18 protein-coding genes and 1 pseudogene are annotated in these 24,411 nt (G+C 67.7%); 12 read left to right on the top strand and 7 right to left on the bottom strand.

The window, feature by feature from the left end; all coding sequences use genetic code 11:
* Window positions 1-189 precede the first annotated feature (189 nt).
* Window positions 190-2,366: pseudogene (locus tag Z052_RS09585) on the top strand (ABC transporter ATP-binding protein).
* An 87-nt stretch (window positions 2,367-2,453) separates the two neighbouring features.
* Here the strand turns inward: Z052_RS09585 and Z052_RS20195 are convergent.
* The 4 genes from Z052_RS20195 to Z052_RS20475 all read right to left on the bottom strand — a co-directional run bounded on the left by Z052_RS20195 (window position 2,454) and on the right by Z052_RS20475 (window position 9,963).
* A complete protein-coding gene (locus Z052_RS20195; RefSeq protein WP_158093618.1) occupies window positions 2,454-2,630 on the bottom strand; it encodes a hypothetical protein in 177 nt (58 codons plus the stop codon).
* 267 nt (window positions 2,631-2,897) lie between these two features.
* Window positions 2,898-7,586 (bottom strand): glutamate synthase large subunit, encoded by a 4,689-nt coding sequence (gene gltB / locus Z052_RS09575; protein ID WP_094520399.1) that lies wholly within the window; start codon window positions 7,584-7,586, stop codon window positions 2,898-2,900.
* A gap of 231 nt (window positions 7,587-7,817) precedes the next feature.
* On the bottom strand, window positions 7,818-7,985 hold the full coding sequence (locus Z052_RS20480; RefSeq protein WP_167373064.1) for an HEWD family protein: 168 nt from the start codon (window positions 7,983-7,985) through the stop codon (window positions 7,818-7,820).
* Window positions 7,986-8,103: 118 nt separating this feature from the next.
* Window positions 8,104-9,963, bottom strand: a complete 1,860-nt coding sequence (locus Z052_RS20475; protein WP_199058255.1) for a hypothetical protein — start codon at window positions 9,961-9,963, stop codon at window positions 8,104-8,106.
* A 984-nt stretch (window positions 9,964-10,947) separates the two neighbouring features.
* Between Z052_RS20475 and Z052_RS09565 the strand changes: the two genes are divergently transcribed.
* Window positions 10,948-11,832: an IS1595 family transposase gene (locus Z052_RS09565; RefSeq protein WP_099288989.1), complete on the top strand. Its 885-nt coding sequence runs from the start codon at window positions 10,948-10,950 to the stop codon at window positions 11,830-11,832.
* Window positions 11,833-12,313: 481 nt separating this feature from the next.
* Here the strand turns inward: Z052_RS09565 and Z052_RS09560 are convergent, their stop codons facing one another.
* Complete coding sequence (locus Z052_RS09560; protein WP_049931114.1) at window positions 12,314-12,976, bottom strand: DUF6517 family protein; 663 nt, start codon at window positions 12,974-12,976, stop codon at window positions 12,314-12,316.
* A gap of 140 nt (window positions 12,977-13,116) precedes the next feature.
* On the opposite strand from Z052_RS09560, the gene Z052_RS09555 reads away from it, so the two are divergent.
* A complete protein-coding gene (locus Z052_RS09555) occupies window positions 13,117-13,857 on the top strand; it encodes a hypothetical protein (RefSeq protein ID WP_049931344.1) in 741 nt (246 codons plus the stop codon).
* A 59-nt stretch (window positions 13,858-13,916) separates the two neighbouring features.
* Here Z052_RS09555 and Z052_RS09550 read toward each other — a convergent pair whose 3' ends face one another.
* Window positions 13,917-14,426, bottom strand: a complete 510-nt coding sequence (locus tag Z052_RS09550; RefSeq protein ID WP_094495085.1) for a hypothetical protein — start codon at window positions 14,424-14,426, stop codon at window positions 13,917-13,919.
* 108 nt (window positions 14,427-14,534) lie between these two features.
* On the bottom strand, window positions 14,535-15,881 hold the full coding sequence (locus tag Z052_RS09545; RefSeq protein ID WP_086216102.1) for an alkaline phosphatase family protein: 1,347 nt from the start codon (window positions 15,879-15,881) through the stop codon (window positions 14,535-14,537).
* Between the two features lie 263 nt (window positions 15,882-16,144).
* Here Z052_RS09545 and Z052_RS09540 point away from each other — a divergent pair, with 263 nt between their 5' ends.
* From Z052_RS09540 to Z052_RS09500, 9 genes are all read left to right on the top strand, one after another.
* A complete protein-coding gene (locus Z052_RS09540) occupies window positions 16,145-17,053 on the top strand; it encodes a PhzF family phenazine biosynthesis protein (protein ID WP_086220495.1) in 909 nt (302 codons plus the stop codon).
* A gap of 50 nt (window positions 17,054-17,103) precedes the next feature.
* On the top strand, window positions 17,104-17,298 hold the full coding sequence (locus tag Z052_RS09535; protein ID WP_049931121.1) for a hypothetical protein: 195 nt from the start codon (window positions 17,104-17,106) through the stop codon (window positions 17,296-17,298).
* Between the two features lie 110 nt (window positions 17,299-17,408).
* On the top strand, window positions 17,409-18,359 hold the full coding sequence (locus tag Z052_RS09530) for a calcium/sodium antiporter (RefSeq protein WP_086216104.1): 951 nt from the start codon (window positions 17,409-17,411) through the stop codon (window positions 18,357-18,359).
* An 88-nt stretch (window positions 18,360-18,447) separates the two neighbouring features.
* Window positions 18,448-19,914, top strand: a complete 1,467-nt coding sequence (locus Z052_RS09525) for a D-aminoacyl-tRNA deacylase (protein WP_094520397.1) — start codon at window positions 18,448-18,450, stop codon at window positions 19,912-19,914.
* A gap of 145 nt (window positions 19,915-20,059) precedes the next feature.
* A complete protein-coding gene (gene ftsZ, locus Z052_RS09520; RefSeq protein WP_004598343.1) occupies window positions 20,060-21,220 on the top strand; it encodes a cell division protein FtsZ in 1,161 nt (386 codons plus the stop codon).
* Between the two features lie 61 nt (window positions 21,221-21,281).
* A complete protein-coding gene (locus tag Z052_RS09515; protein WP_006628863.1) occupies window positions 21,282-21,458 on the top strand; it encodes a protein translocase SEC61 complex subunit gamma in 177 nt (58 codons plus the stop codon).
* A complete protein-coding gene (locus Z052_RS09510) occupies window positions 21,458-21,910 on the top strand; it encodes a transcription elongation factor Spt5 (RefSeq protein WP_049931127.1) in 453 nt (150 codons plus the stop codon). Before Z052_RS09515 ends, Z052_RS09510 begins: the two co-directional genes overlap by 1 nt.
* Before the next feature lie 121 nt (window positions 21,911-22,031).
* Window positions 22,032-22,994, top strand: coding sequence for an archaeosortase A (gene artA, locus Z052_RS09505; protein ID WP_049931130.1), 963 nt, complete (start codon window positions 22,032-22,034; stop codon window positions 22,992-22,994).
* A gap of 159 nt (window positions 22,995-23,153) precedes the next feature.
* On the top strand, window positions 23,154-24,401 hold the full coding sequence (locus Z052_RS09500; protein ID WP_049931132.1) for an MgtC/SapB family protein: 1,248 nt from the start codon (window positions 23,154-23,156) through the stop codon (window positions 24,399-24,401).
* Window positions 24,402-24,411 lie beyond the last annotated feature (10 nt).

Raw genomic sequence — 24,411 nt, 5'->3', positions numbered from 1 at the left:
ACGGCCCCGCTCCACACACCTCCCCGGCCTCGTCGCGCTCCTCGCGCCCCCCTCGGGCGCTCGGAGGCGCGCGCCGCTGTATTCAGGCGGGTTTGTTCGCCTCCTCGGGGGCCAGGATTCGCGTCGTCGGAACCCGGAACGGGCCGCCGAAGCCGCCGGATACATGGGGCTTCCGGCGCTCATACGGCTATGGCTGCCGACGAGCGCAACGCCTTCGAAGTGTACCGCGACCGGGTGGACCGACCGCTCGGGCGGTTGTTCCGCGAGTACGGGGCGTCCGAGGCGCACTGGCTCGTGATCGGGATGGTCGCCAACGTCGTCGCCCGGGTCGCGGGGCTGATCCCGCCGGTGGTGCTGGGCGTCGCCATCGACGCCGTCTTCACCGGCTCCGGCCCCTACACGCTCCCGATCGTTCCCGACGCATGGCTGCCGACCGCGGAGGCCGCCCAGTTCCACCTCTCAGTGATCCTCATCTTCGGGTCGTTCATCGTGACGGGCGTGTTCACGTACGTCTACGGCATCGCGGCGAACAACTTCGCGCACCGCGTGATGCACGCGGTCCGCACCGACTCCTTCGACCAGATGCAGCGGCTCGACATGACCTTCTTCGACGACAAGCAGACCGGCGAGGTCATGTCCGTCCTCAACAATGACGCCTCGAACCTGGAGGTGTTCTTAGACAACGCCCTCCAGAACTCCGCGCGCCTCGGCGTGATGGTGGTCGGGATCGCGACCGTCCTCGTCTACTACAACTACGAGCTGGCCGTGATCACCCTCGCCGCCATCCCGCTGATGTTCCTCTTCACGCTGTGGTTCATGCGCGCCGTCGAACCCCGGTACGTCGCGCAGCGCTCGGTCGTCGGCGACCTCAACACCGCCCTCGAGAACGCGCTCTCGGGCGTCGAGCTGGTGAAGACCTCCAACACGGAGGCCTACGAGAGCGAGCGCGTCGAGGACGCCTCCTTCTCGTACTTCCGGCGCACGATGTCGATCCTCCGGCTCAACTACGTCTACCGCCCCGGGATGGAGCTGCTCGCCGGGCTGGCGTTCGCCGCCACCTTCGCGGTCGGTGGCTTCTGGCTCGCGAACGGCCCGCCGGGCCCCTTCTCGACGAAGCTGACCGTCGGGACGTTCGTCACGTTCGTCCTCCTCACCCAGCAGTTCGTCGCCCCGCTCGCGGAGGTGTCGAACATCATCGACCAGTACGAGAACGCGAAGGCCTCCTGCGAGCGCGTGTTCGGCCTGCGCGACATCCCGGTCCGCATCGAGGACGACGACGACGCGATCGAACTCGGCGGCCAGACCCGGAGCGACGGCGGAAGTAAGCGCGGCCGCGGCGTCGACGGCACGGTCGACGACGCGACGGAGGACGCAGTTGACGACGCGACCGGCGACGCGGCCGACGCCGCGGCCGACCACGGCGGCGTGGCGGGCGCCGTCGAGTACGACGAGGTCTCCTTCGCGTACCCCGGGAACGCCCTCGTCGACCCCGAGGACGCCGACGAGGAGGTTCTCAGCGGCGTCTCCTTCTCGGCCGATCCGGGCGACACCGTCGCGCTGGTCGGACCGACCGGCGCGGGGAAGTCGACGCTGCTCAAGCTCCTCCTCCGGCTGTACGACGTGACCGACGGCGCGATCCGCGTCGACGGTCATGACGTCCGCGACGTGACCGTCGAGAGCCTCCGCTCGTCGGTCATGACGTCCGCGACGTGACCGTCGAGAGCCTCCGCTCGTCGGTCGGCTACGTCGCGCAGGACACCACGCTGTTCGACGGCACCATCGCCGAGAACATCCGCTACGGGCGGTTCACGCGGATCGATGAAGCGGACGCCGAGGAGAGCGAGGTGCGCGAGCGGGTCGTCGAGGCCGCGAAGGCCGCGGAGGCCCACGAGTTCATCGCCTCACTCCCGAACGGCTACGAGACGCGGATCGGCGAGCGCGGCGTGAAGCTCTCGGGCGGCCAGCGCCAGCGACTCGCGATCGCCCGAGTCGTGCTTCAGGACCCCGCGATCTTGATTCTCGACGAGGCGACCTCGGCAGTCGACACCGAGACGGAGATGCTGATCCAGCGCTCGCTCGACCGCCTCGCGGCCGACCGCACCACGTTCGTCATCGCGCACCGGCTCTCGACGGTGACCGACGCCGACACCGCCCTGGTGTTGGAGGACGGCGAGGTCGTCGAGCGGGGGAGCCACGACGAACTGCTCGCCGCGGACGGCCTCTACGCGAAGCTCTGGGGCGTTCAGGCCGGCGAGATAGACGAGCTTCCGGAGGAGTTCGTCGAGCGCGCCCGCGAGCGCCACGTCGACCGCGCGGTCGAGCGGGCGACGGAGAGCGAGGTGGACGCGGAGTCGCTCGACGACTGATCGGGAGACCGGTCGGCCTCGGTGGCCGGTGAAATATTCACCGGCGTCCCGTCGAGACGGGCGAGTGGCCTGAACCGGCGCCGTCGATCACTTCGTCTCGTCGCTTCGGATCGGCTCGTGCGTGTCCGGTTCGGATGATCGGATCGTATTAACGGCTATGAGCGCGAGCAGACTCGCCGCAGCGAGGAAGAGAGTAGGTACGGCGGTCTTGACGAGGAGGAGCACGCCGAGGAGTTCACCTGCGAGCGCGATGAGAAGGGCCACCGGTACGAGTCCGGCCGGCCGGTCCCGCGATTTTGAGGTCATACGCTGAACCGGTGGGAGACGGGATCGAGAGACGGTGAGGGCTCGGTGCTGTTGCGACCGTGTTCGTCCACGGACACAGGTCCGACCAGTAACGAAGGCGATAATAATCCTGTGGCGACTGACCTGGGAATCGCTCGGTGCGAGAGACGCGTTCCGTACGCCTCCAAGCTGTCGAAATCCATCGCCGACCCCGGGCTTCGACGATGCCGTGAGAGGCGGTGCGAATCAGTCGTCGCCGGAGATTTGCCCGGCCGCGTCGGCGTCGGCGTCCGGCACCGCGGCGGCGGGCGCGGGCGGCTCCTCGCGCACGTCGGCGCCCTTGCCCTCCGCGATGACCTCGGCGTACGCGTCGGGGAAGACGCGGACGAAGTCGTCGAGCGCGGCCTCCCAGTCGTCGAGCAGTTCGGCCGCGCGCTCGCTGTCGGTGTACTCGCGGTGGTTCTCGACGAGGCGGCGGAGCATCCGCTCGTCGGACCCCTCCAGCGTCTCGGAGACCGACACCATCCCGCGGTTCACCCGGTCGGCGAACCGGTCGTCGGGGTCGTACACGTACGCGATGCCGCCGGACATCCCGGCCGCGAAGTTGCGGCCGGTGTCGCCGAGGACGGCGACGACGCCGCCGGTCATGTACTCGCAGCCGTGGTCGCCGACGCCCTCGACGACGGCTCTGACGCCGGAGTTGCGGACCCCGAACCGCTCGCCGGCGACGCCGTTGACGTACATCTCGCCCGACGTGGCGCCGTACAGACAGACGTTCCCCGCGACGACGTTCTCGGTCGGATCGTACGACGCCTCCGCGGGCGTGTCGATCACGATCCGGCCGCCGGAGAGCCCCTTGCCGACGTAGTCGTTGGCGGCGCCGGACAGCTCCAGCGTGATCCCCGGCGCGAGGAACGCGCCGAAGCTCTGGCCCGCCTCGCCGTCGAAGCGGCACGAGACCGTGTCGTCCGGGAGCCCCTCGCCGCCGTGTTCGGAGACGATGCGGTTCGAGAGCGTCGCGCCGACCGCGCGGTCGACGTTGCGGATGTCGCGGGTAAGCGCGACCGGCGCACCGTCATCGATGGCGGGCGCGGCCTCGTCGATGAGGTCCCAGTCGAGCAGGTCGTCGATGCCGCCGTGCGCCTGCTCTCGGACCTTCGTGCGGGACTCGCCGGCGGGCTCGGCGATGACCGCCGACAGGTCGAGGTGCTTCGCCTTCTCGTGGTCGGTGTCGCGTTGGGCGAGCAGCCCGGGCCGACCGATGAACTCCGCCAGCTCGGTGTACCCCTGCTCGGCCATGATCTCGCGCAGCTCCTGCGCGATGAACGTCATGTAGTTGATGACGTGGTCCGGCTGGCCGGGGAACCGCTGGCGGAGGTCCTCGCGCTGGGTCGCGACGCCGACCGGACAGGTGTTCTCGTGGCACTGCCGGGCCATCACGCAGCCCGACGTGACGAGCGAGGCGGTGCCGAAAATGTACTCCTCCGCGCCGAGGGCGGCCGCGACCGCCACGTCGCGGCCGGTCCGCAGTCCGCCGTCGGCCGAGACGCGAATGCGGTCGCGCAGGCCGGTGGCGCGCAGCATCTGGTTCGCCTCCGCGAGCCCGAGCTCCCACGGGAGCCCGGCGTTCTTGATCGAGGTCTTCGGCGACGCCCCCGTCCCGCCGTCGTGGCCGGAGACGTGGACGACGTCCGCGTTCGCCTTCGCGACGCCGGCCGCGATGGTGCCGATGCCGGCCTCCGAGACCAGCTTGACGTTGACGTCGGCCTCGGGACTGGCGGCCTTCAGGTCGAAGATGAGCTGCTTGAGGTCCTCGATCGAGTAGATGTCGTGTTGGGGCGGCGGCGAGATGAGCCCGACGCCGGGGGTGGAACACCGGACGTGCGCGATCATCTCGTTCACCTTCTCGCCGGGAAGGTGGCCGCCCTCGCCCGGCTTCGACCCCTGCGCCATCTTGATCTGGAGCTCCTCGGCGTTCGCGAGGTACTCCGAGGTGACGCCGAACCGACCGGAGGCGACCTGCTTGACCGTACACTCCTTCTCGGTGTCGAACCGCTCCGGCGGTTCGCCGCCCTCGCCCGTGTTTGACTTCGCGCCCAGGCGGTTCATCGCGATGGCGTTGTTCTCGTGGGCCTCCGGCGAGAGGCTCCCGAGGCTCATCGCGGCCGTCGAGAAGCGCTCGACGATCGACTCGACCGGCTCGACCTGCTCGACCGGCACGGGGTCGCGGTCGGAGTCGAACTCAAGGAGGCCGCGCAGCGACTGGAGCTCCTCAGTCTGGTCGTTCACCAGTTCGGCGAACTCCTGATACTGCTCGTAGTCGCCCCCACGGACCGCCTGCTGGAGCGTGCCGACCGTCTGGGGGTTCCAGCCGTGTTTCACGCCCGAGGAGCGGTGTTCGTACTCGCCGACGGTCTCCAGCTCGGGGTCAGCGCCGAAAGCCATCGCGTGGCGCGTGCGGAGGTCGTCTTCGATCTGCTCGATCCCGATCCCCTCGGTGCGGATCTCGGTCCCCTCGAAGTACTCGGCGACGAAGTCGGAGTCGAGCCCGACCGCCTCGAAGATCTGGGCCCCCTGGTACGACTCCATCGTCGAGATGCCCATCTTCGCCATCGTCTTGAGGAGCCCGTCCTCCAGCGCGTGCCGGTACGCCCCGAGCGCCTCGTCCTCGTCCGCGCCGTCCGGGCCGGCGACCACGTCGGCGATCGAGGCGTACGCGAGATACGGGTCGACCGCGTCGGCGCCGTAGCCGACGAGCGTCGCGAGGTGGTGGACCTCGTGCGGCTCGCCGGACTCGACGACGACGCCCGCGCGGTTGCGAAGCCCCTTGCGCACGAGGTGGTGGTGGACCGCGCCGGTCGCGAGCAGGCTCGGCACCGCGAGCCGGTCCGGCCCGACGGCGCGGTCGGAGAGGACGACCACGTCGGCCCCGTCCTCGATGGCGGCCGCGGCGTCCTCGCGGACGCGGCTCACGGCGTCGACCAGCGAGCCGTCGCGGTCGTAGGTGACGTCGACGGTGACGGAGGCGAACGCGGGGCCGTCGGACGCGCCCTCGTCCCCGGGGGTCCGTTCGCCCGGTCCGGGCAGGTCGCGAAGCGCTCCGGTCTCGGCGTCCGTCAGAACCGGCGTGTCGGCGACGATCTGCTCGGCGTGGGCCGGCGTCTCGGCGAGGAGGTTGCGCTGGTTCCCGATCCGGGTCTCCAGCGAGGTGACGAGTTCCTCGCGGATGTAGTCGATCGGGGGGTTCGACACCTGCGCAAACAGCTGCTTGAAGTAGGTGAACAGGGGGCGGTCGACGTCTGCCAGCACGGACAGCGGCGTGTCGTCGCCCATCGAGCCGACCGGGTCCTTCCCCTCGGTCGCCATCGGTTCGACGAGGTGGTTCAGCGAGTCGGTCGTGTAGCCGAACGCGGCCTGGTGGGCGCGGACGGTCGGCCTCGACTCTTCCCCGTCGCCCTCGGTGGTGGAGTCGGCGTCGATCCCCGCCGCGGCGCCGTCCTCGTCGGTAAGCGCGTCGAGGTCGACCTGCCCGTCCGCGACCCACTCGCCGTACTTCTCGTCGGTGAGCTCTTCGAACACCTCGTCGTCGGGGACGATCCGGCCCGCCTCGGGGTCGGCGACGAAGATCTCACCCGGCCGGAGCCGCCCGCGGCGGCGCACGTCGGCGGGCTCGGTCGGGAGCGCGCCCACCTCGCTGCCGACGACGAGGCGGTCGTCAGTCGTCACCTCGTAGCGGCACGGGCGGAGACCGTTGCGGTCTAGGACGCCGGCGACCTGCTCGCCGTCGAAGCCGATGACGAGAGCCGGCCCGTCCCACGGCTCGACGAGCGACGCGTGGTAGTCGTAGAAGTCGGCGCGGTCGTCGTTCATCAGGTCGTCGTCGCGGAACGCCTCGGGGATCAGCATCCGCAGCGCGTGCGGGAGGTCGCGGTCGGTCTGGAGGAGGAGTTCGAGCGCGTTGTCGACGCTCGCAGTGTCGGACTGGTTCGGGTCGTCGATCACCGGCTTGATCGTGTCTAGCTCGGCCCCGAACGCCGGGTGGTCGAGGTCGGTCTCGCGGGCCCGCATCCAGTTGACGTTCCCGCGGATCGTGTTGAACTCGCCGTTGTGGACGATGTTGCGGTACGGGTGCGCGAGGTGCCACGCGCCCAGCGTGTTCGTCGAGAACCGCGCGTGGACTAAGGCGACGTGGCTCGCGAACCGCTCGTCGGTCAGGTCCGGATAGTAGTCGGCGAGCTGCGACCCCTTCAACAGCCCCTTGTAGACGACGCGTTGCCGGTCGAGCGAGCAGACGTAGAAGCGGCCGGCGCCGTCGACCTCGGACACCGCGTTCTCGATCTCGCGCCGGGCGGCGTACAGCGCGCGGTCGAAGCCGAGCAGGTCGGGATCGGCGTCGTCGGCCCGGTCCTCCTCGCTGGTGAACCGCTGGGCGAGCCCCGCGCCCTCGACGGGGGCGACGAACACCTGCGACACCTCGGGCTCCGAGTCGAGGGCCGTCGCGCCGAGGTCGGAGTTGTCAGTCGGAACCGACCGCCACGCGAGCACCTCCAGCCCGTAGACGGCGCACACCTCGGCGATGACGTCGTGGATCTCCGCCTGAACGCTCGGCTCCGGGGGCATGAACACGGAGCCGACCGCGTACTCTTCGGGGAGGTCCGCCTCGACGACGTCGCGGAATAACGCGTCCGGCCGTGCGACCATGATCCCCGCGCCGTCGCCGGTGTTTTCCTCGGCACCCGTCGTCCCGCGGTGTTCGAGGTTTTCGAGCAGAGAGACCGCGTCCGTGACGGTCTCGTGCGTGGGCGCGCCGTCAAGGTCAACGACGCCGCCGATCCCGCAGTTCGACCGGTCGTCCGTCGGATCCGCGAGTCCCCCCTCCTGACCCGAGGGCTCCGAGTCGCGTACGCCCCGGGTGGTACTACGTGACTTGGTCATACGTCTCGCTTCGAATGAACAGGTAAAGGCATGACCCTGATAGGGGTAGGATCCATCGTACACACATTAGGGAATATAAGGTAATTATTCATCACGGGTGGTGAACAATTAACACGGACCAGAATCGATCAAGTATCTCGGTTACTAGTCCCCGGAATAATATTATATCTATTTATATGATACGTGCGACTTCGCTAGGGCAGTAGAAGTGCCAGATCGTCCAGTCGGCAGCTACTCTTCGAGGGGAACGAACGAGCCGTTGATGTCCCACTCGTGGATACAGTAGACGTTTCCGGGCTCCGCCGCGATCCGCCACCCGTCGGCCTCGTCGTCCCACCGCTCTTCGCGCCCGCACAGTTCGCAGGTGCGCTCCTCCGGCGGTGTGATGGTCACGCTCATGCGCGAGAGGACGGCACCGCCGAGCAAAAGCATATCGACGATGGGTGGCGGCCGAGGACCAGCGGTGAACCGCGCGAGTGAAGAGGCCACTCCGAGGTGGCGACCGCCCCGTCGCAGTTCACGAGTTGCGGCCGCGGCGCCGAGCGAGCAGCGACGCGCCCGCGATCGCCGCGGCCGACGCGACGGCACCGAACCCGGGGAGGTCGTACGCGGTCGAGCGTATCGGCGCGTCGTCGTATCCGAGGTCGCTCGGGGCGACCGCGTCGGAAGATGAACCGCTCGCCTCGGACGACGTCGACGACTCGGCCGAATCGGTCGACTGCGCGTCCACGCGCTCGTCGGCGCGGTTCGCGGTCGACTGCTCACCGCCCGAGGGGTCCGCAGGGCCGGGTCCGTCACCACCGGTGAGGCCGCCGGTACCGAAGGCCTCGGACGGCCCCGCAGACGACGGGATATCGGTGCGACCCGGAGCGACCGAGATCCCTACGTCGGGGGGACGCGTCGAGCGATTCGCGTCCACGCCGGTCGACCCTCCCGTGGGGTCCGAACGGTTGCTGGCAGCGGCGTCGGCGGAGTCTGGTGGAGTAGTAGTGTCCGACGGAACGGCGGGATCAGCACCACTTCCGGCGTTAGCGGGGGCACTACCCGGACCGTCGCTCCCGTCCGACTCCCTACCTGTCGAACCACCCCCGGCGACCGGCCCGCCACCGGGGGCCGCCAACCCGCCGCCGCTGGCCGGGCCGCCGCCAGACGCGCTAGTGCCCGCCGTCGCCCCAGACGGGTTCGCCGCCGTCGGGCCGCCCGGCGCGCTCACGGCCGTCGATCCGTTGCCGCCGAACGCTCGGTCCGTCTCGACAGTTGCGTTGGCACTACGCGATTGATCTGTTCCGGCGGTCTCGTTGTCGCTGAGCGATTGGTTCGTTCCGACCGTTACGTTACCACTGGGCGATCGGTTCGTTCCGGCCGTCTCGTTGCCACTAATCGATTGATTTGTTCCGGCCGTCTCGTTGCCACTGAGCGATCGGTTTGTTCCAGCCGTTTCGTTGCCACTAATCGATTGGTTTGTTCCGGCTATTTCGTTGCCACTAATCGATTGGTTCGTTCCAGCCGTTTCGTTACCACTGAGCGATCGGTTCGTTCCAGCCGTTTCGTTACCACTAATCGATTGATTCGTTCCGGCCGTCTCGTTGCTACTGAGCGATTGATTCGTTCCGGCCGTTCCCTCGGGCGTCGCGTTCTCCGCGAGGGAGTCGGCCGGATCGAGAGCACCGTAGGTCAGGTTGGTCGTCACGCGGTGACGGTCGTTCGCCGCGGTCTCGCGCAACCGATCGTCGTCGACTCGGAACGTGCCCTCGAACGTCTCGCCCGGATCGGGCGGTGTCTCGGTGCCGAACGCGTGCTCTCCGTCGGCGACGAGGAACAGGCCGTCTCGGTCGAGGTGGACCGCGGATTCGTTCGGCATCCGGCCCACTGCCTCGCCCTCGGTCGAACCGTTCGCGTCGTCCGCGTCTGCCGGTGCCACTCCGAACGACAGGCCGTCGAGACGAGCGAGGTCGCCGCCACGTTCCAGCGACGCGTTCGCGGCCGCAGGAAGGCCGGTGAGTCCGGACGCGTTCACCCCGTACACGACCGTGTCGTTCGCGGTCGCAGTCGCGGCGGGTGCGAGCGTTCCGTCGGCGATCGCCTCGCGTATCTCGGTCGCGTTCGCGAAGTCGCCCGCCGAGGCCGCCCGCGTCGTGTACGCGGTCAGGTTGCCAGTCGAGCGGGGTCCGACCGTGACCGTGGCGGCATCTGTGGCGGTCTCGGTGCCGTGTTCCGACCGCAGCGTGAGATTATACGTTCCGGGCGAGAGCGGGTCAGTATGGCCCGTGACCGACTCGATGTCAACTCCGGACCCCGTCGTGACGAACGCTGAAGAGTTCGGCGACGCATACGTGTTGACCGATACGGGAGTGGGTCCCGTATCAGTAGTTGTCATTTCGAGTGCTGTTGTACTGTTACCTGTCGTATTGGCAAGAACAAGTTCCAAATCTGGGACACTATGAGACAAAGAAGTCTTGATAGAGTCCGCATAAGCAACTCGGCTGGGGGAATCATTCAAACTGATGTCTTTTTTCTCTCGCCCAATGATGTCAAATTTTCTTGTGTTTCCAGTATTCGTGTGAATATAATATGTACCTGAAGATAGCAGTGAAGTGTTATACTGAATGTAGGATGAATTATTCACCCGCGTGCCTACTGAAACGACACGAGTTGTGTTGTCCTTACTAATTTTGTGTAATTCGACACTTTTTGGGTCTGAAGGACTTCTATAACAAATGGGTTGGCCAGAATATACTGGTTTATTTAGCGACTCGTTACGTTTAATGTGGATACCTTCTGAGCAGGAGACGTTTGTACTAACAGTGGTTATTGAAATAACACCGCCATCTGCAACACCGTCGGAAACAAACTGCTCATTAAGATCAGAGTTACGAAGCAGCTCGGAATCCCTCGGAGAAATCCAGTCACCACCGCTATAGTCACGTGCTAGTTGAATAGCAACAGCATAACGATTACTGCGGAAAATACCACGCTTGTAAGTTGTAGTGTTGAAATAGAGAGATACATTGTCATTCCATCCTGTCAGGACTTTCGAATTAGCTATTATATTATCTTTTAGAATATATCCAGTTGAATTGACTGGATGAAGTGATACAAAGAATGGGGTCTTTTCATCAATTGTATCAGAAACTCTGGCGAAAGAAACTACAATTTTATTTCTCTGTGGACTGCTATATGATCGATTATGGAAATATACATCTGCGGTAACAATGCGCCCACTATCAGTGGACAATGCCGAAGAGGTCATATTGGGGGGTAATTGTTCTAACGCTCTTCGGAAGCAGATTGTTGGTCAGGTAGAGCTGTCGCTGTGAAAGCGTAGCGGGCAAGGGTGACGCGAACGCGTCACCCGAACGCAATGTTCCCATTTGAATTGCTGAGCTCAGAGGCGAGCGCCGCGAACCTGCTGGAGCAGGTTCGCTGGCGCGAGGGCCTCTGTTGCCCGCGCTGCCGGTCTGAATCGGTGATCAAACACGGCAGCTATCGAGAGTACCAACGGTATCTCTGTAAGGATTGCGACCGCACGTTCAACGACAAGACCGGCACGATCTTCGCGCACGCGAAGATCGGCCTCGACAAGCTGCTGTTCGCGTTCTACTCGTTCCTCCGGTTCAACACGAGTATCCGCCAGCTAGACGCTGAAATTGACGTTTCGTATCGCTCGCTCCGCCGGCGCGTCGAGCAGTTCGCCAGAACGCTCGACGCGCCAGACATCTCTCTGGTTGGCCCGGTTGAGATCGACGAGTTCTACGTCTCTGCCGGGAAGAAAGGCCGCGAGCGCGACCGAAAGTCGCGCTCGCGTGCCCTCTCGAAACGCGGACGAGGAACGTATGAAGCGGACAAACCCCCGGTGTTCACGCTCGTTGATCGCGGCACCGGTCAGCGGTACGTCGTCCCGGCGAAATCCGCCGACGAAGCGACGGTGCGACTCCTTCTCGACAACCACAAGAAGGAGTCGCTAACCGTCTATACGGACGGATTTTGGGCCTACGATCCGCTTGAGAATGACGAGAACTTCCACCGAGAAGCAGTTATTCACGGTGACGGCGAGTACGTTGATGGAGACGCGCACGTGAACACGTGCGAGAGCCACGCGTCGCTGGCGCGACGGTGGCTCTCGCCGCATCGAGGCGTCTCAAAGGACAAACTGACAGCGTATCTCAGGCCGCTCCAACTTCGGCGACGAATCCTTCGCAAACCGGGACGAGAAGCACTGAAACAGATTATTCGAGAAGTTCTCTGACTCACCAACAATGTACTTCACAAGAGCGTAATATAATGCTTATATTACTAATGTTTTGACTGGATTTGCCTACCCGAAGACTATCTGGACTGCCAGATTTATTTAAATAGACGCCCTGATCAGAATTTTGGGCTGTAACGGTATTTGCGCCGAGCAGTAGCGCAACAGTAACAATTACCAGACAGGCAACAATTCCGACCGACACCCATCGAAGCGATCGCGTTCGGATCATGGCGAACGGGCCGCGGATGCCAAGCGATAGCTCTCGGAACGGCCGAGGTCGACAGTCGACCCGGCGACCGCGAGGCGCGTCTTGTACCCGCGGGATCTCTCACTCCGGCCGATCGTTTATAAATGACTTACGGAGGTGAAAGCTTCCGCTCGAGAAAATAATCGCATGACTGCGGCGCCACGAGTGCGGAGATGAGTTTCGAAAACGGGTGGAACGTGGGTGGGAAGGCGAAGCGGTCGTTAGAAGCGGTCAGTGCTCGACCGCTTCCATCATCGAGAGGAGTTGGTCAGACTGGTCGATCTCGACGGGATGGACGCCCACCAGCGCGATCACGTCGTCGTCGTGCTGGACGGTGCCGATGTAGACGAGGACGGGAATGTCTTCGACAGAGCCGCTCTGACCGCCGTCGCCACTGACCTCCGCGCTGACGGTGGTTTCGAGGATCGAGACGGAGGTTTCCTCGTCGAGGATCGTCCGAGTCTCCTCACCGCGCTTCTCGATGTCGTCGGCTTGGATGTCGGTGCCGTTGCCGCCGATCCCTTGCTGGTCGACCTGACTGAGGAGCCGCCGGATGAGCTCCGCGTCGTCGGCCCGGACGAGCGGATTGACCGACTGCCCGCCGATCGAAGCATTGGGGGTACTCGCCACGAACAGCGCTGATCCCACCGTCTGGTTGGTGTAGCGGGCGATCCACGTCGTCGCGGACACGTCCGCGTTCACGCCCGCGGCGTTGAACTCCTGATCGATGGTGAACGACTCCGGATCCTCACCGGAGAACCCCTCGGCGTACGCGCTCTCCGGGATGCGCGCCGGTTCGGCGTCGAACTCGTAGCTCCCGTCCTCGCCGGCGCACCCGGCGATTGCGACCGAAGTCGACGCTGCGAGCGCCGCGAGCAGCCCACGTCGTTTCATGCGTTCGGGTAGGTCTACGCAGTTCTTTAAGACTATCGGCGCGGGTATCGGTCGCGAGAACCCCGCAGCCGAAGGCACAAAGTTCACGTCGGGCCGCGCGCGACGTGAGGCAAATGGAACGCCGAGGACAAACCGGGCTGGTGGAAGCGCTCTTCTTGGACGTGGTCCGCCTCCACGAGACGTGGATGGAAGTCGTCTTCCCGCGACAGCTCGACCCGAGCGCGGTCCTGGGGAAGTGGAAGCCCGAGACGGCCGTGCAGTCGGTCGGCTACTACCTCTGGGCCGTGCTAGGTGCGCCGCTCGTCGCGGTCGCGTACCCACTGCTGCTCGTCGGGTTCGCCACGCGCTACTACGCGGCGAAGCTCGACTCGGCGGTCACCCGGATCGGCGTCGCCGGCGCGGTCGTCGTCGCCGCCGTCGTCTGGGGGACGCTCACGGTTATCACGCACCTTCAATTACCCTTTGACGCCGTGATCGCGGTCGGCGCCGCCAGCGCGGTCGCCGTCGTCTCGGCCGCCTTCGCCGCCGGCTTCTCGAAGCTCGGCGGGCGGTTCGTCAGCGTGTTGCTCGCGTACCCGTTCGCGATGACGGCGCTGTTCTTACCGCCGGTCGTCGCGGCGCTCGTCACGCCGACGTTAGAGGAGCTGATCCTCCCGCCGAGCTACGAGCTCGCGCGGTGGATCCTCGACACGTTCCTCTCGGTGGGCGGGATCAACGAGACGCTCCGCGGCGCGTTCGACTTGGAGACCTTCGGCGAGCAGTGGGGGCTACCGGGACTGGGATACGTCCTGATGTGGATCGGCATCTCAGTTCCGCTCGGGTGGTTCCTCGGACTGCTCGTCGCGCTGGCGAACCTGATCCGACCGGCCGAAGACGCCTGACTGGAGTCTCGGACGGGCGGTCGAGGTGGGAGCCCCGTTTCTACGGCCGTGCGGCTTCCTCACTCGTCGAAATCGTACGTCTCGCTGGCCGTTTCGAACGCCGACGCCGAGCGCTCTCGTTCTCGCCGCCGCTCGCGTTCGGCGATCGCTTCTGGATCCGGGCTCGCGTCGTCGTCGATGCGGGCGATCGACTCGTGGACTTTGGCGTGACACCAGCGGCACAGCCCGACCGTGATCTCGTGGGAGTCGTCGCCGCCGTACGAGAGGTGGTGTTCCTCGACGAGCGGGCGGGAGTCGTCGTGAGCCAGGCGCACGTTTTCGAGCCCGCACCGGACACACGTCTTCGCGTCGGTCGTCGACCGATAGTGGGGGCACGCGCGCCACTCGCCGTCGGCACCGACGTGGCAGTCGTAGCTGTCGGCGCGTCGGGCGGCCGCGAACTCGGGATCGTCGCCCGCCCGGGTCAGCGCGAAGCGGCACCGGCCGTCGTCGGTGAGGTGGTCGCAGACGCCGGCGACCGCGTAGGGGTCGTCGACGCCGACGGGCGTCCCGTCGGGGGTGCGTTCCATACCCGTCGGTGGGGGTGGAGTCACTTCAATTCGGTCGGCCACGGCGTGCGGCCGTCGCGGAAGGCGTCGGGCCCGTTCAGACGAGACTGCGGAAGGCGTCGGGGCCGTTCAGACGAGGCTGGCACCGTCGAAGTCCGTGCGGCCGTAGTCGATGTCGAGCAGTCGGAGGAGGGTGGGGGCGACGTCGAGGAGGTCAGCGTCGTCGACCGTCGCGTCAGGGTGGTCGACGAACAGCGCGGCGTCGTCGAAGGCGTGCATTCCCGTCCGCGGTCCGTCGGGGTCGAAGACGCCGTCGTGGGGACGGAACCCGGACTTGAGGTCGAACCCGTCGTTCGGGAGGACGACGAGGTCGGGAGCGATGGCGGCGTGGTCGCCGCGGAACACCGTCTCGCGGTCGACGACGCGGTCTGCGACGGGATTCCCGTCGGGGCCGGTCCACGACTCCAGCGCCTCGCGTAGCTCCGCGCGCGTCGCCTCGTACTCGCCTTCGGGGACGACGCCGTTCGGCTCGCGGCCCTCCACGTTGAGGTAGAAGCGGCCGGGGACGAGCGAGTACGCGCGGGCGTCGTCGTCGACGTCGGCCAGCGAGTCGGGGTCGTCGTCCGCGTAGGAGATCCACCCCTCGCGTTCGAGCCACTCGTTACAGTACACGTCGTACCGCAGGCGCCTGAACCCGTGCGTCGAGCCGACAACGAGCGTGACGTCGCTGGGGAGCGCCTCGCGGATCGAGCCGACGTGTTCGTCCATGGCGGCGTGGAACGAGAGCAGGTCCTCGCGGTACTGGCCGCCGTCCTCGTAGTCGCCCCACAGGAAGTGGTTGACCCGGTCGGGGGCGGTGAAGACGCCGACGAAGAGGTCCCAGTCGTCGCGCTCGACGTACCGCTCGAAGGCCTCGGCGCGGGCGTCGAGTGTCTCGCGGGCGTGGTCCAGGAACGCGGTCTTGTCCGCCTTGTGTCCGAGTTTCGCGTTGACGGACAGGCGGTAGTCGCTGTCGGCAAGGTACTCGCGGAACTCGTCGGGATGCGCGGCCGCGTCGAGGTCGGGGGAGAGGTAGCCTGAGACCATCCGCTGGACGGTCCGCTGCGGCGGGAACGTGACGGGGACGTTCATCACGGTCGCGTCGAGTCCCGCGTCGGTCGCGCGGTCCCAGACCCGGGGGCGCTGCACGTCGCGTCCCATCGGCACGTACGTGTCGTAGGAGCCGACTTCTCGGTCCTGAAAGCCGTACACGCCGGTCTCGCCGGGGTTCGTCCCCGTCGTGAGGCTCGGCCAGCAGGCGCTCGACTCCGCCGGGACGATGCTGTCGATCTGTCCCCCCTCACCGTCGTCCGCGATCGCCGACAGCGTCGGGAACGTCTCCGGGTTGTCGGCGACGAGCCGGTACGAGAGGCCGTCGATCCCGATGAACGCCACGCGCGGCGTGTCGCTCCCTCGCAGCCGGTCGAAGAGGCCCATACACACTCATCTGCGGTCGAGGGCAAAAGGATTGACATCGGACGCTCCGGGGAGTGCGGTCCGACGGGCCTCGGAGTCGAAGCGCTTGTTGGGTCGAGTTCGTCATGTCGGTAACGACCGGGCGTCCGCGACGGCCCCGGACCCGCGACGACCCTGGACCCGCGACGACCGCGCACTGGCGTCGCCGCTCCGCTCGGGAAGGACCCCGTCCGCCTCGGAGCGCCTCGGGAGGCTTTTTGTTCGCGACCTCGGAGGGGTTCGACATGGAGACCCGACGCGCGCTGCTCGTCGACGCGTTCGCCGCGGAGCCGCTGGCCGGGAACGCCGCCGGCGTCGTCCCCGACGCAGAGGGGCTGAGCGACGAACAGCTGGCCGCCGTCGCCGCCGAGCTCGGCGCCTCGGAGACGGCCTTCCTGACCGGGGCCGACGGCGCGGCCGACGACCGGCTCCGGTACTTCTCGCCGACCACGGAGGTCGACCTCTGCGGGCACGCCACGATCGCGATCTACGGCGCCCTGTTCGCCGAGGGAGCGATCGACGGCGGCGAGCGCACGCTCCGCACGAACGTCGGCGACCTCAGCGTCGCGGTCGACGACGACGGCACCGTGTGGATGCGACAGCAGGCGCCGAGCGTCGAGGTCGTCGACGTCGATCTCGACCGGGTCGCGGCCGCGCTCGGCGTCGACCCCGCCGCGCTCCGCGACGTCGGCGCGGACCTCCCCGCCGCGGTCGCGTCCACGGGCCTCCCGTTCCTTGTCGTCCCAGTGAACTTCTTGGAGCGGCTCGGCGAGGCCGACCCGGACGACGCGGCCGTCGAGCGCCTCTCCGAGGAGTTCGACGTCGCCGGCGTGTACGCGTTTTCCTTCGACGCGCTCGACGCCGACTCGACGGCCCACGGTCGGGCGTTCGTGCCCTCACTGGGGATCTCCGAAGACCCGGTCACGGGCACCGCGAGCGGAGCGGTCGGCGGATACCTCCGTCACGTCGACGCCTTCGACGGGGACGAGCCGGACGAGCTCCGCTTCGAGCAGGGCCACTTCCTCGACCGACCGGGCCGCGTGCGCGTGCGAGTAGAGGCGGACGGCGTCCGCGTCGGCGGCCGGGCGACGGTCGCGCTCGACGGTGAGATCCGGATCCCCGGCGGCGAGGACGACGAGATCATCGAGGCGTGATCCCGTCGCGGAGACCGAACGTTTAGCATCGCTCGCGACGTACCGAAACCATGGAATTCGACCTTCCACGCGCGGCAGCGATCCTCGTACTGATCGTCGCGGTCGGCGCCGGCGGCCTCATCGGCGCGGAGATGATGCCCCTCCAGACGACCCTGATGATGGTCGTCCCGTCGATGCTCGTCTTCGGCGGGCTCGCGTTCGCGATCGGCGTGAAACACGGCGAGTTCCGGGCGGGACACGCCTGAACCGATCGAAGGGGCGGCCGAGACCCGCCTCGTAGCGAAACGGTAGCGGCCGCCACCTCGGGCGGTCGCGGATCACGACCCTTTTGAAACGCCGTTGCGAACCGGGAGCCGTGCTGCCCGGGTCGCCACTCCTCGAACTGCTGTTGATCGCCGTCGGCGTCGCCCTCCTGTACGCCGGCGCCGAACTGCTCGTCGCGGGGGCGAGGGACCTCGCGCTCGCCGTGGGGCTGAAGGCGTCGACGGTCGGCGTCACCGTCGTGGCGTTCGCGACGACGGCCCCGGAGCTTTTCGTCTCCCTGCTCGGCGCCGTCACGGTGTCGACGGACATCGGACTCGGCGCGATCGTGGGCTCGAACATCGCGAACATCGGGCTCGTGTTGGGGGTGTCGGCGCTTATCCGCCCGCTCAACGTCTCCGACACGGTGTTTCGCCGTGACGTCCCGTTCATGGTGCTGGCCGCGCTGCTGTTGGTCGGCCTCGGTTGGGACGGGCGGATCGGGTTCCTCGACGGCGTCGTGCTGCTCGGGACGCTCGTGGCGTTCACCGCCGCGGTGCTGCGACGCGTCCGGGAGAACCAGTCGGCGATCACCGACAGCGAGCGGGACGAGATGCCGGACGCGAGGGCCCGCGACATCGCGATGGTCGTCGCCGGGATCGCGGCGCTCGTCCTCGGCTCGCGGTGGCTGATCGACGGCAGCGAGTCGCTGCTGGCGGCCGCCGGCTTCTCGGACATCTTCATCGGACTCACCGTGCTGGCGCTCGGCACGTCGCTGCCGGAGCTGGCGGCCAGCGTCGTGGCCGCGGTGCGCGGCGAGGCGGAGTTCAGCGTCGGCAACGTCGTCGGCTCGAACATCTACAACATCCTCGCCGTCATCGGCATCGTGGCCGTCGTGACGCCCATCGGCGTCGCCCCGGGCGTTCGCGGCTTCGAGTTCCCCGCGCTGCTCGCGTTCACGGCCGTCATCGTCGGCATCATGGCGTACAGCGAGCGGATCACCCGCGTCGACGGCGCGGTCCTCACCGTCGGATACGGGGCCTTCGTCTATCTGTTGCTCCCGTAGCGCGGACGGCCGGACCCCGGTCGACGCGCCCCCGCGGAGTCGGAGCAGAACCGACGGCTATTCCGTCGCGGGCGACCGAGTCGGCGTCGTGATAGCGATCGTCGTCAGCCGGGCCGACAGCGCCTCGGCGCACATCGGCGAGCGGCTGCTCGAGGTCGGCGACTGGGAGGCGCGCGAGGACGAGTCGCGCCCCGACGCCGACGGGGGCGCAACGTACTACCGGGCGGCGGGGTTCGAGCTCCGCGAGTTCGACGACCTCCACATCCGCCTGTCGGACCCGGCCGCCGCGTTCGACTGCGACCCCGAGTTCCTCGCGTTCGTCTCCAGACACTCGGGGGAGACGGGCGAACTCCTGACCGCGCACGTCACCGGGAACTTCGGCGAGGCGAAGTACGGGGGCGACCCCGAGTCGCTGGCACGGGCCGCGCCGGGCGCGGAGAAGCGCGCCGTCGAGGCGCTCGCGCGACATGCCCCGGAGGGGTACGAGGTCGGCATCGAGTGTACCCACCACGGGCCGACGGGCGTCTCCGTGCCGTCGCTGTTCGTCGAACTCGGCTCCGACGAGCCGCAGTGGGAGGACCCCGAGGCGGCCGCGGCGGTCGCGCGGGCAGTCCTCGACCTGCGCGGGACCGGCGCGGACGTAGTCGGCGAGGGCGTCGCCGACGCCGCGACCGCGCCGCGCCCCCGTCACGTCGTCGGCTTCGGCGGCGGCCACTACGCGCCGCGGTTCACCCGTATCGTCCGCGAGACCGAGTGGGCGGTTGGGCACGTCGGCGCCGACTGGGCGCTCGCCGACCTCGGCGCGCCCGAGGCGAACTGCGACGTGATCGACGCCGCCTTCGAGCGGAGCCGCGCCGACCGGGCCGTGATCGACGGTGACCGCCCCGACCTCGCCGCGGTGGTCGAGGACCTCGGTCACCGGGTCGTGAGCGAGACGTGGGTCCGCGAGGTCGGCGATGCTCCGATCCCGCTCGTCGAGCGGCTGGAGGCGGCGATCGGACCGGTCGACGAGGGGTTGCGGTTCGGCGCGGTCGCCGACGAAGTCCCCGAAACGGCGGGGACCGAGGCGGAAGACGCCGGTGGCGACCGGGCGGACGGCACCGGCGGCGACGGGGCAGCGGTCCGGGTCCGCGACCTTCCGGCGGACCTATGCTCGCGGGCGCAGGGGCTCGACGCCGCCGCGACGCGGGAGGCGGTCGAGCGCGTCGCCGTCGCGTTCGACACGGAACAAGGCGGCACCCGCGCGGCGGGGCGGGTCGCGTTCGCGACGACTCCGGAGACGCCGGGGTACGCGGACCTCGTGGACGGGTTGGCGGCGGTGTTGGAGACCGGGTACGACGCGGTCGAGGTGGCGGCCGACCGGAACGCGGTGGTCGCCCGCGAGACCGCGTTCGACCCGTCGCTGGCGGCCGAACGAGGCGTACCGGAGGGGCCGGCGTTCGGCCGGCTCGCCGACGGGGAGGCGGTCGAGGTCGACGGCGCGACCGTCGAACCCGACGACGTGTCGCGAGCGCGGACGGAGCGGTTCCCGATCGACGGCGACGCCCTCAAATAATTTATAAAAGCCCGTGCGGCCGGCGGATCGACCGCGTTAGCCGTACTCGCTCGGGTCGGCCGCGAACGCCGGAGATTTCGGCGTCCGACCTGCGTCAGACGATCGGGCAAAAATAAATACGTCCGGGTCGCAACGACACCACATAATGGACTCCATCGTTGAGGACGCCATCGACGAAGCCGAAGAGGCCCCCGCAGAGGACGCCGGGGGAGCCGGCGAGAGCGCCGCCGGAGGGAGCGCCGGCGCGCCGCCACAGACCGGGACGATGACCGACGACGAGTTACAGGACGTCCTCCAAGACCTCCAGACGAACATCACGGTCGTCGGCTGCGGGGGCGCCGGCGGCAACACGGTCAACCGCATGACTGAGGAGGGGATCCACGGCGCGAAGCTGGTCGCCGCCAACACAGACGTCCAGCACCTCGTCAACATCGAGGCCGACACGAAGATCCTCATGGGCCAACAAAAGACGCAGGGGCGCGGCGCGGGCTCCCTCCCGCAGGTGGGCGAGGAGGCCGCCATCGAGTCCCAAGAGGAGATCCAAGACGCCATCGACGGCTCCGACATGGTGTTCGTCACCGCCGGGCTCGGCGGCGGCACCGGGACCGGCTCGGCGCCGGTGGTCGCGAAGGCGGCCCGCGAGTCTGGCGCGCTCACCATCGCCATCGTCACGACCCCGTTCACGGCCGAGGGCGAGGTCCGACGCACGAACGCCGAGGCCGGCCTCGAACGCCTCCGCGACGTGAGCGACACGGTCATCGTCGTCCCCAACGACCGCCTGCTCGACGCGGTCGGGAAGCTCCCCGTCCGGCAGGCGTTCAAGGTGTCCGACGAGGTGCTGATGCGCTCGGTGAAGGGGATCACGGAGCTCATCACGATGCCCGGGCTCGTCAACCTCGACTTCGCCGACGTTCGCACGGTCATGGAGAAGGGCGGCGTCGCGATGATCGGCCTCGGCGAGTCGGACTCCGACTCGAAGGCGCAAGACTCGGTGAAGTCCGCGCTGCGCTCGCCGCTGCTCGACGTCGACATCTCGGGCGCGAACTCCGCGCTGGTGAACGTCACCGGCGGCACCGACATGTCCATCGAGGAGGCGGAGGGCGTCGTCGAGGAGATATACGACCGGATCGACCCCGACGCCCGGATCATCTGGGGGACCTCCGTCGACGACGAGCTCGAAGGCGAGATGCGAACCATGATCGTCGTCACCGGCGTCGAGTCGCCGCAGATCTACGGGAGCAACGGCGAACCGCCGGAGGGCGGCGCCGCTTCCGCCGACGTCGAGGACATCGACTACGTGGAGTAGTCGCCCCGTCCCGAGCCGCATCAAAAGGTAAAAACCGTCTCGTCTCGAATTTGCTGGTAACATGGACGTTCCGTACGACCTCAACAGCTACATTCGGGTGCTGAAGCTGGCGAGCACGCCGAGCACCGACGAGTTCCTCCAGGTGTCGAAGATCGCCGGCGCCGGGATCCTGCTCATCGGGTTCATCGGCTTCCTGATGTTCGCGATCATGAGCCTCCTCCCGGGGGTCGGCGCGTAATGCCGATCTACTCGGTCAAGACGACGGCGAGCCAGGAACGCACCGTCGCCGACATGCTCGCCGAGAAGGAGACGCCCGAGATCCAGGCCGTCATCGCCCCCGACCAGCTCACGAGCTACGTGATGGTCGAGGCGACCGACGGGGCCGCGTTCGGCCGGATTCTCGACGAGATCCCGCACGCCCGCGGCGTCATTCAGGGCGGCGACGGCCCGGCCGAGAGCCCCTTCTCCGAGGTCGAGCACTTCCTCTCGCCGACCCCGGACGTGGAGGGGATCGCCGAGGGCGACATCGTCGAGCTGATCGCCGGCCCGTTCAAGGGCGAGAAGGCGCGCGTCCAGCGGATCGACGAGGGGAAAGACCAGGTGACCGTCGAGCTGTACGAGGCGACCGTCCCGATTCCGGTGACGGTCCGCGGCGACCAGATCCGCGTCCTCGACAGCGAGGAACGGTAAGGCCTCCGGCCGGCCGATCGGCGCGGCGGCGGACGAGGAAGCGCGAGCCGACCCGACCGTCTGACGCCGGGATCGCACGCAACGACAAGGGCTTTATTCGACGACGACGGACCGTAGCGATATGTTCGGCCACGGCGCGCCGGCGGTGTTGAGCGTGATTCCCGACACGTTCACGTTCGCGTGGATCGTCGCGATCCTCTTCGCGACGGCGTGGCTGCTCGACGAGCGCGGGCTGGCCGCCGGTCGCGCGCTCGCGGCCGGGACGTGGGCGCTGTTCGGGCTCTTCTGGCTGTCGACGGTGCCGTACTTCGCGTTCGAACACCAGAGCTACGTCGAGTCGATCCTCGCGCTCGTCGGCTTCCCCGCCAGCGTGTACGCGGGGTATCTCCTCTACGACGGGCGCGCGTCGCTTTTCACGCTCACGCGGGCCATCGCGATCATGCTCTTCATCTACCTCCCGTTCGAGACGATCCCGGCGTTCACCGTCGGCGGGGTCGCGGTCCCGGAGCCCCGCCGGATCCTCATCGAGGTCGTGGCGACGCAGACCGGTGCGCTCATCGACCTGCTCGGGTACGCGCCGGAGGCGGTGACGAGCAGGGAGGGGTACGAGGCGGCGTACTCGTGGACGCTGGACGACGGCCACACCGTCATCATCCACATCGTACTGGCGTGTACGGGGCTGGGGAGTATGGCCATCTTCGGCGGCCTCGTCGCCGCCGTCGAGGCGCCGCTCGCGCGGAAGCTCCGCGCGCTCGCGGTGTCGATCCCGCTCATTTACGTCCTGAACATCTTCCGGACGACGTTCATTTCGGTGGTGTCTGGCAACCAGTACATGCACTGGTACCCGGACCTGGTGATGACGATGTTCGGCGCGACCGACCCGTACCGGGTGTCGTTCCTCATCTCCGACCGGATCATGAGCCAGCTGCTGGCGGTCGTGGCGCTCATCGCGATCACCTTCCTCGCGGTGCGCGAGCTACCCGAGCTCGCGGTCATCTTGGAGGACGTGCTCTACCTCATCACCGGCGAGGAGCACGACCTGACCGAGGCGCTCGACCTGCCGCGCGAACCGACGAACCGATAGGGCGGCGGGTCCGCGACGGCCCCGCTTTGGAGATACTATAGATTACTATATAGCAAGCTATAGACGTAGCGGGCCGGAACGGTCGGTCATGACTACGAGGGCGCGAGACGGACCGTCGGGCGCCGGTCCGAGAGCGCGGTCGCGCGGAGGTGGGCGGCGGTGATAGGCGGGGTCGACCCGTTCGTCTACCTCGAGACGAACGTCGCGAAGCTGGCGTTAGCGACCGCGCTCGGCATGTTCCTCGGGCTGGAGCGCGAGTGGTCGCAGAAGTCGGCGGGGATCCGGACGTTCGCGCTCGTCAGCCTCGCGGCGGCGGTGTTCTCGCTCGTCGACGAGCCCGGGCTGCTCGTCGTCGGCGGCGTGCTGGTGGTCGCCAGCGCGGTGTTACTGGCGGTCCGGAGCTTCGTCGAGGCCGAGGTCGACGGGCTCTCGCTGACCACGTCGGCGTCGCTGCTCGTCACGTACGGGGTCGGGGTGCTCGTCGCCGAGGAGTTGTTCATCGAGTCGGTGACGGTGGCGGTGCTCTCGTCGCTGCTCTTGGTGTTGAAACGGGAGCTCCACCAGTTCGCGTGGGGGCTCTCGCGCGAGGAGGTGCGCAGCGCGGTGGAATTCACCATCCTCGCGTTCGTCGTCTTCCCCCTCCTCCCCGCCGAGACGATCGACCCGTGGAACGCGGTCCAGCCGCGGCTCGTCTGGTCGCTCGTGGTCGCGGTCAGCGCCATCGGCTTCGTCAACTACGTGCTGGTGAAGCGGTATCAGGGGCGCGGCTACGCGGTGACTGGGTTCTTCGGCGGGCTCGTCAACTCGACGGCGGTCGTCGCCGAGATGGCGAAGCGCGCGAAGGGGCGCGCCGACCTCGGCGAGATCGCGGTGGGGTCGATCCTGCTCGCCAACGCCGCCATGGCGTTCCGGAACGCCGCGGTCGTGGCCGTCTTCGTCCCCGAGGCGGCGCTCGTCGTCGGCGCGCCGCTCGGCGCGATCACGGTCGCGGGGATCGGCGTCGCCGTGTGGCGGAGCGACTGGCGGACGACGATGGAGGCGGAGCTCACCTCGCCGTTCAGCCTCGGGAACGCGCTCACGTTCGGCGCGCTCTTCCTGCTCGTGCTGCTCGCCTCCGCGGTCGCCGAGCGGACGTTCGGCGCTGGCGGGTTCGTCGCCACCTCCTTCCTCGCGGGGCTGGTGTCGTCGGGGACCTCGACGACCACGGCGGTCTCGCTGCTCGGGACCGGACAGATCGGCGTCGACACCGCGGTCGCGGGCGTGGTCGCCGGGACGGCCGCCAGCATCCTGGTGAAGACGGCGTTCGCGGCGAGCATCGCGCGCGAGCTGGTCAGGCCGGTGTTCCTGTGGAACCTCCTGTTGATCGCCGTGGGCGTGGTCGCGGGGGCGCCGCTGTTGCTGTTGTGAGGGCCCGCTG

Origin of the sequence: Halorubrum sp. C191, assembly GCF_002727095.1 — an archaeon.
Lineage (GTDB): Archaea > Halobacteriota > Halobacteria > Halobacteriales > Haloferacaceae > Halorubrum > Halorubrum ezzemoulense.
The sequence above is the reverse complement of the archived record's forward strand: the minus strand, read 5'-3'. Positions and strand labels throughout refer to the sequence as shown.

Bases quoted from the DNA above. Each gene is read 5' to 3' on its own strand.
- ftsZ (WP_004598343.1), top strand. From the start codon at position 20,060: ATGGACTCCATCGTTGAGGACGCCATCGACGAAGCCGAAGAGGCCCCC.
- Z052_RS09535 (WP_049931121.1), top strand. From the start codon at position 17,104: ATGGAATTCGACCTTCCACGCGCGGCAGCGATCCTCGTACTGATCGTC.
- Z052_RS09565 (WP_099288989.1), top strand. From the start codon at position 10,948: ATGTTCCCATTTGAATTGCTGAGCTCAGAGGCGAGCGCCGCGAACCTG.
- Z052_RS09550 (WP_094495085.1), bottom strand. From the start codon at position 14,426: ATGGAACGCACCCCCGACGGGACGCCCGTCGGCGTCGACGACCCCTAC.
- Z052_RS09515 (WP_006628863.1), top strand. From the start codon at position 21,282: ATGGACGTTCCGTACGACCTCAACAGCTACATTCGGGTGCTGAAGCTG.
- Z052_RS09545 (WP_086216102.1), bottom strand. From the start codon at position 15,881: ATGGGCCTCTTCGACCGGCTGCGAGGGAGCGACACGCCGCGCGTGGCG.
- gltB (WP_094520399.1), bottom strand. From the start codon at position 7,586: ATGACCAAGTCACGTAGTACCACCCGGGGCGTACGCGACTCGGAGCCC.
- Z052_RS20475 (WP_199058255.1), bottom strand. From the start codon at position 9,963: ATGACAACTACTGATACGGGACCCACTCCCGTATCGGTCAACACGTAT.
- artA (WP_049931130.1), top strand. From the start codon at position 22,032: ATGTTCGGCCACGGCGCGCCGGCGGTGTTGAGCGTGATTCCCGACACG.
- Z052_RS09540 (WP_086220495.1), top strand. From the start codon at position 16,145: ATGGAGACCCGACGCGCGCTGCTCGTCGACGCGTTCGCCGCGGAGCCG.
- Z052_RS09560 (WP_049931114.1), bottom strand. From the start codon at position 12,976: ATGAAACGACGTGGGCTGCTCGCGGCGCTCGCAGCGTCGACTTCGGTC.
- Z052_RS09510 (WP_049931127.1), top strand. From the start codon at position 21,458: ATGCCGATCTACTCGGTCAAGACGACGGCGAGCCAGGAACGCACCGTC.
- Z052_RS20480 (WP_167373064.1), bottom strand. From the start codon at position 7,985: ATGAGCGTGACCATCACACCGCCGGAGGAGCGCACCTGCGAACTGTGC.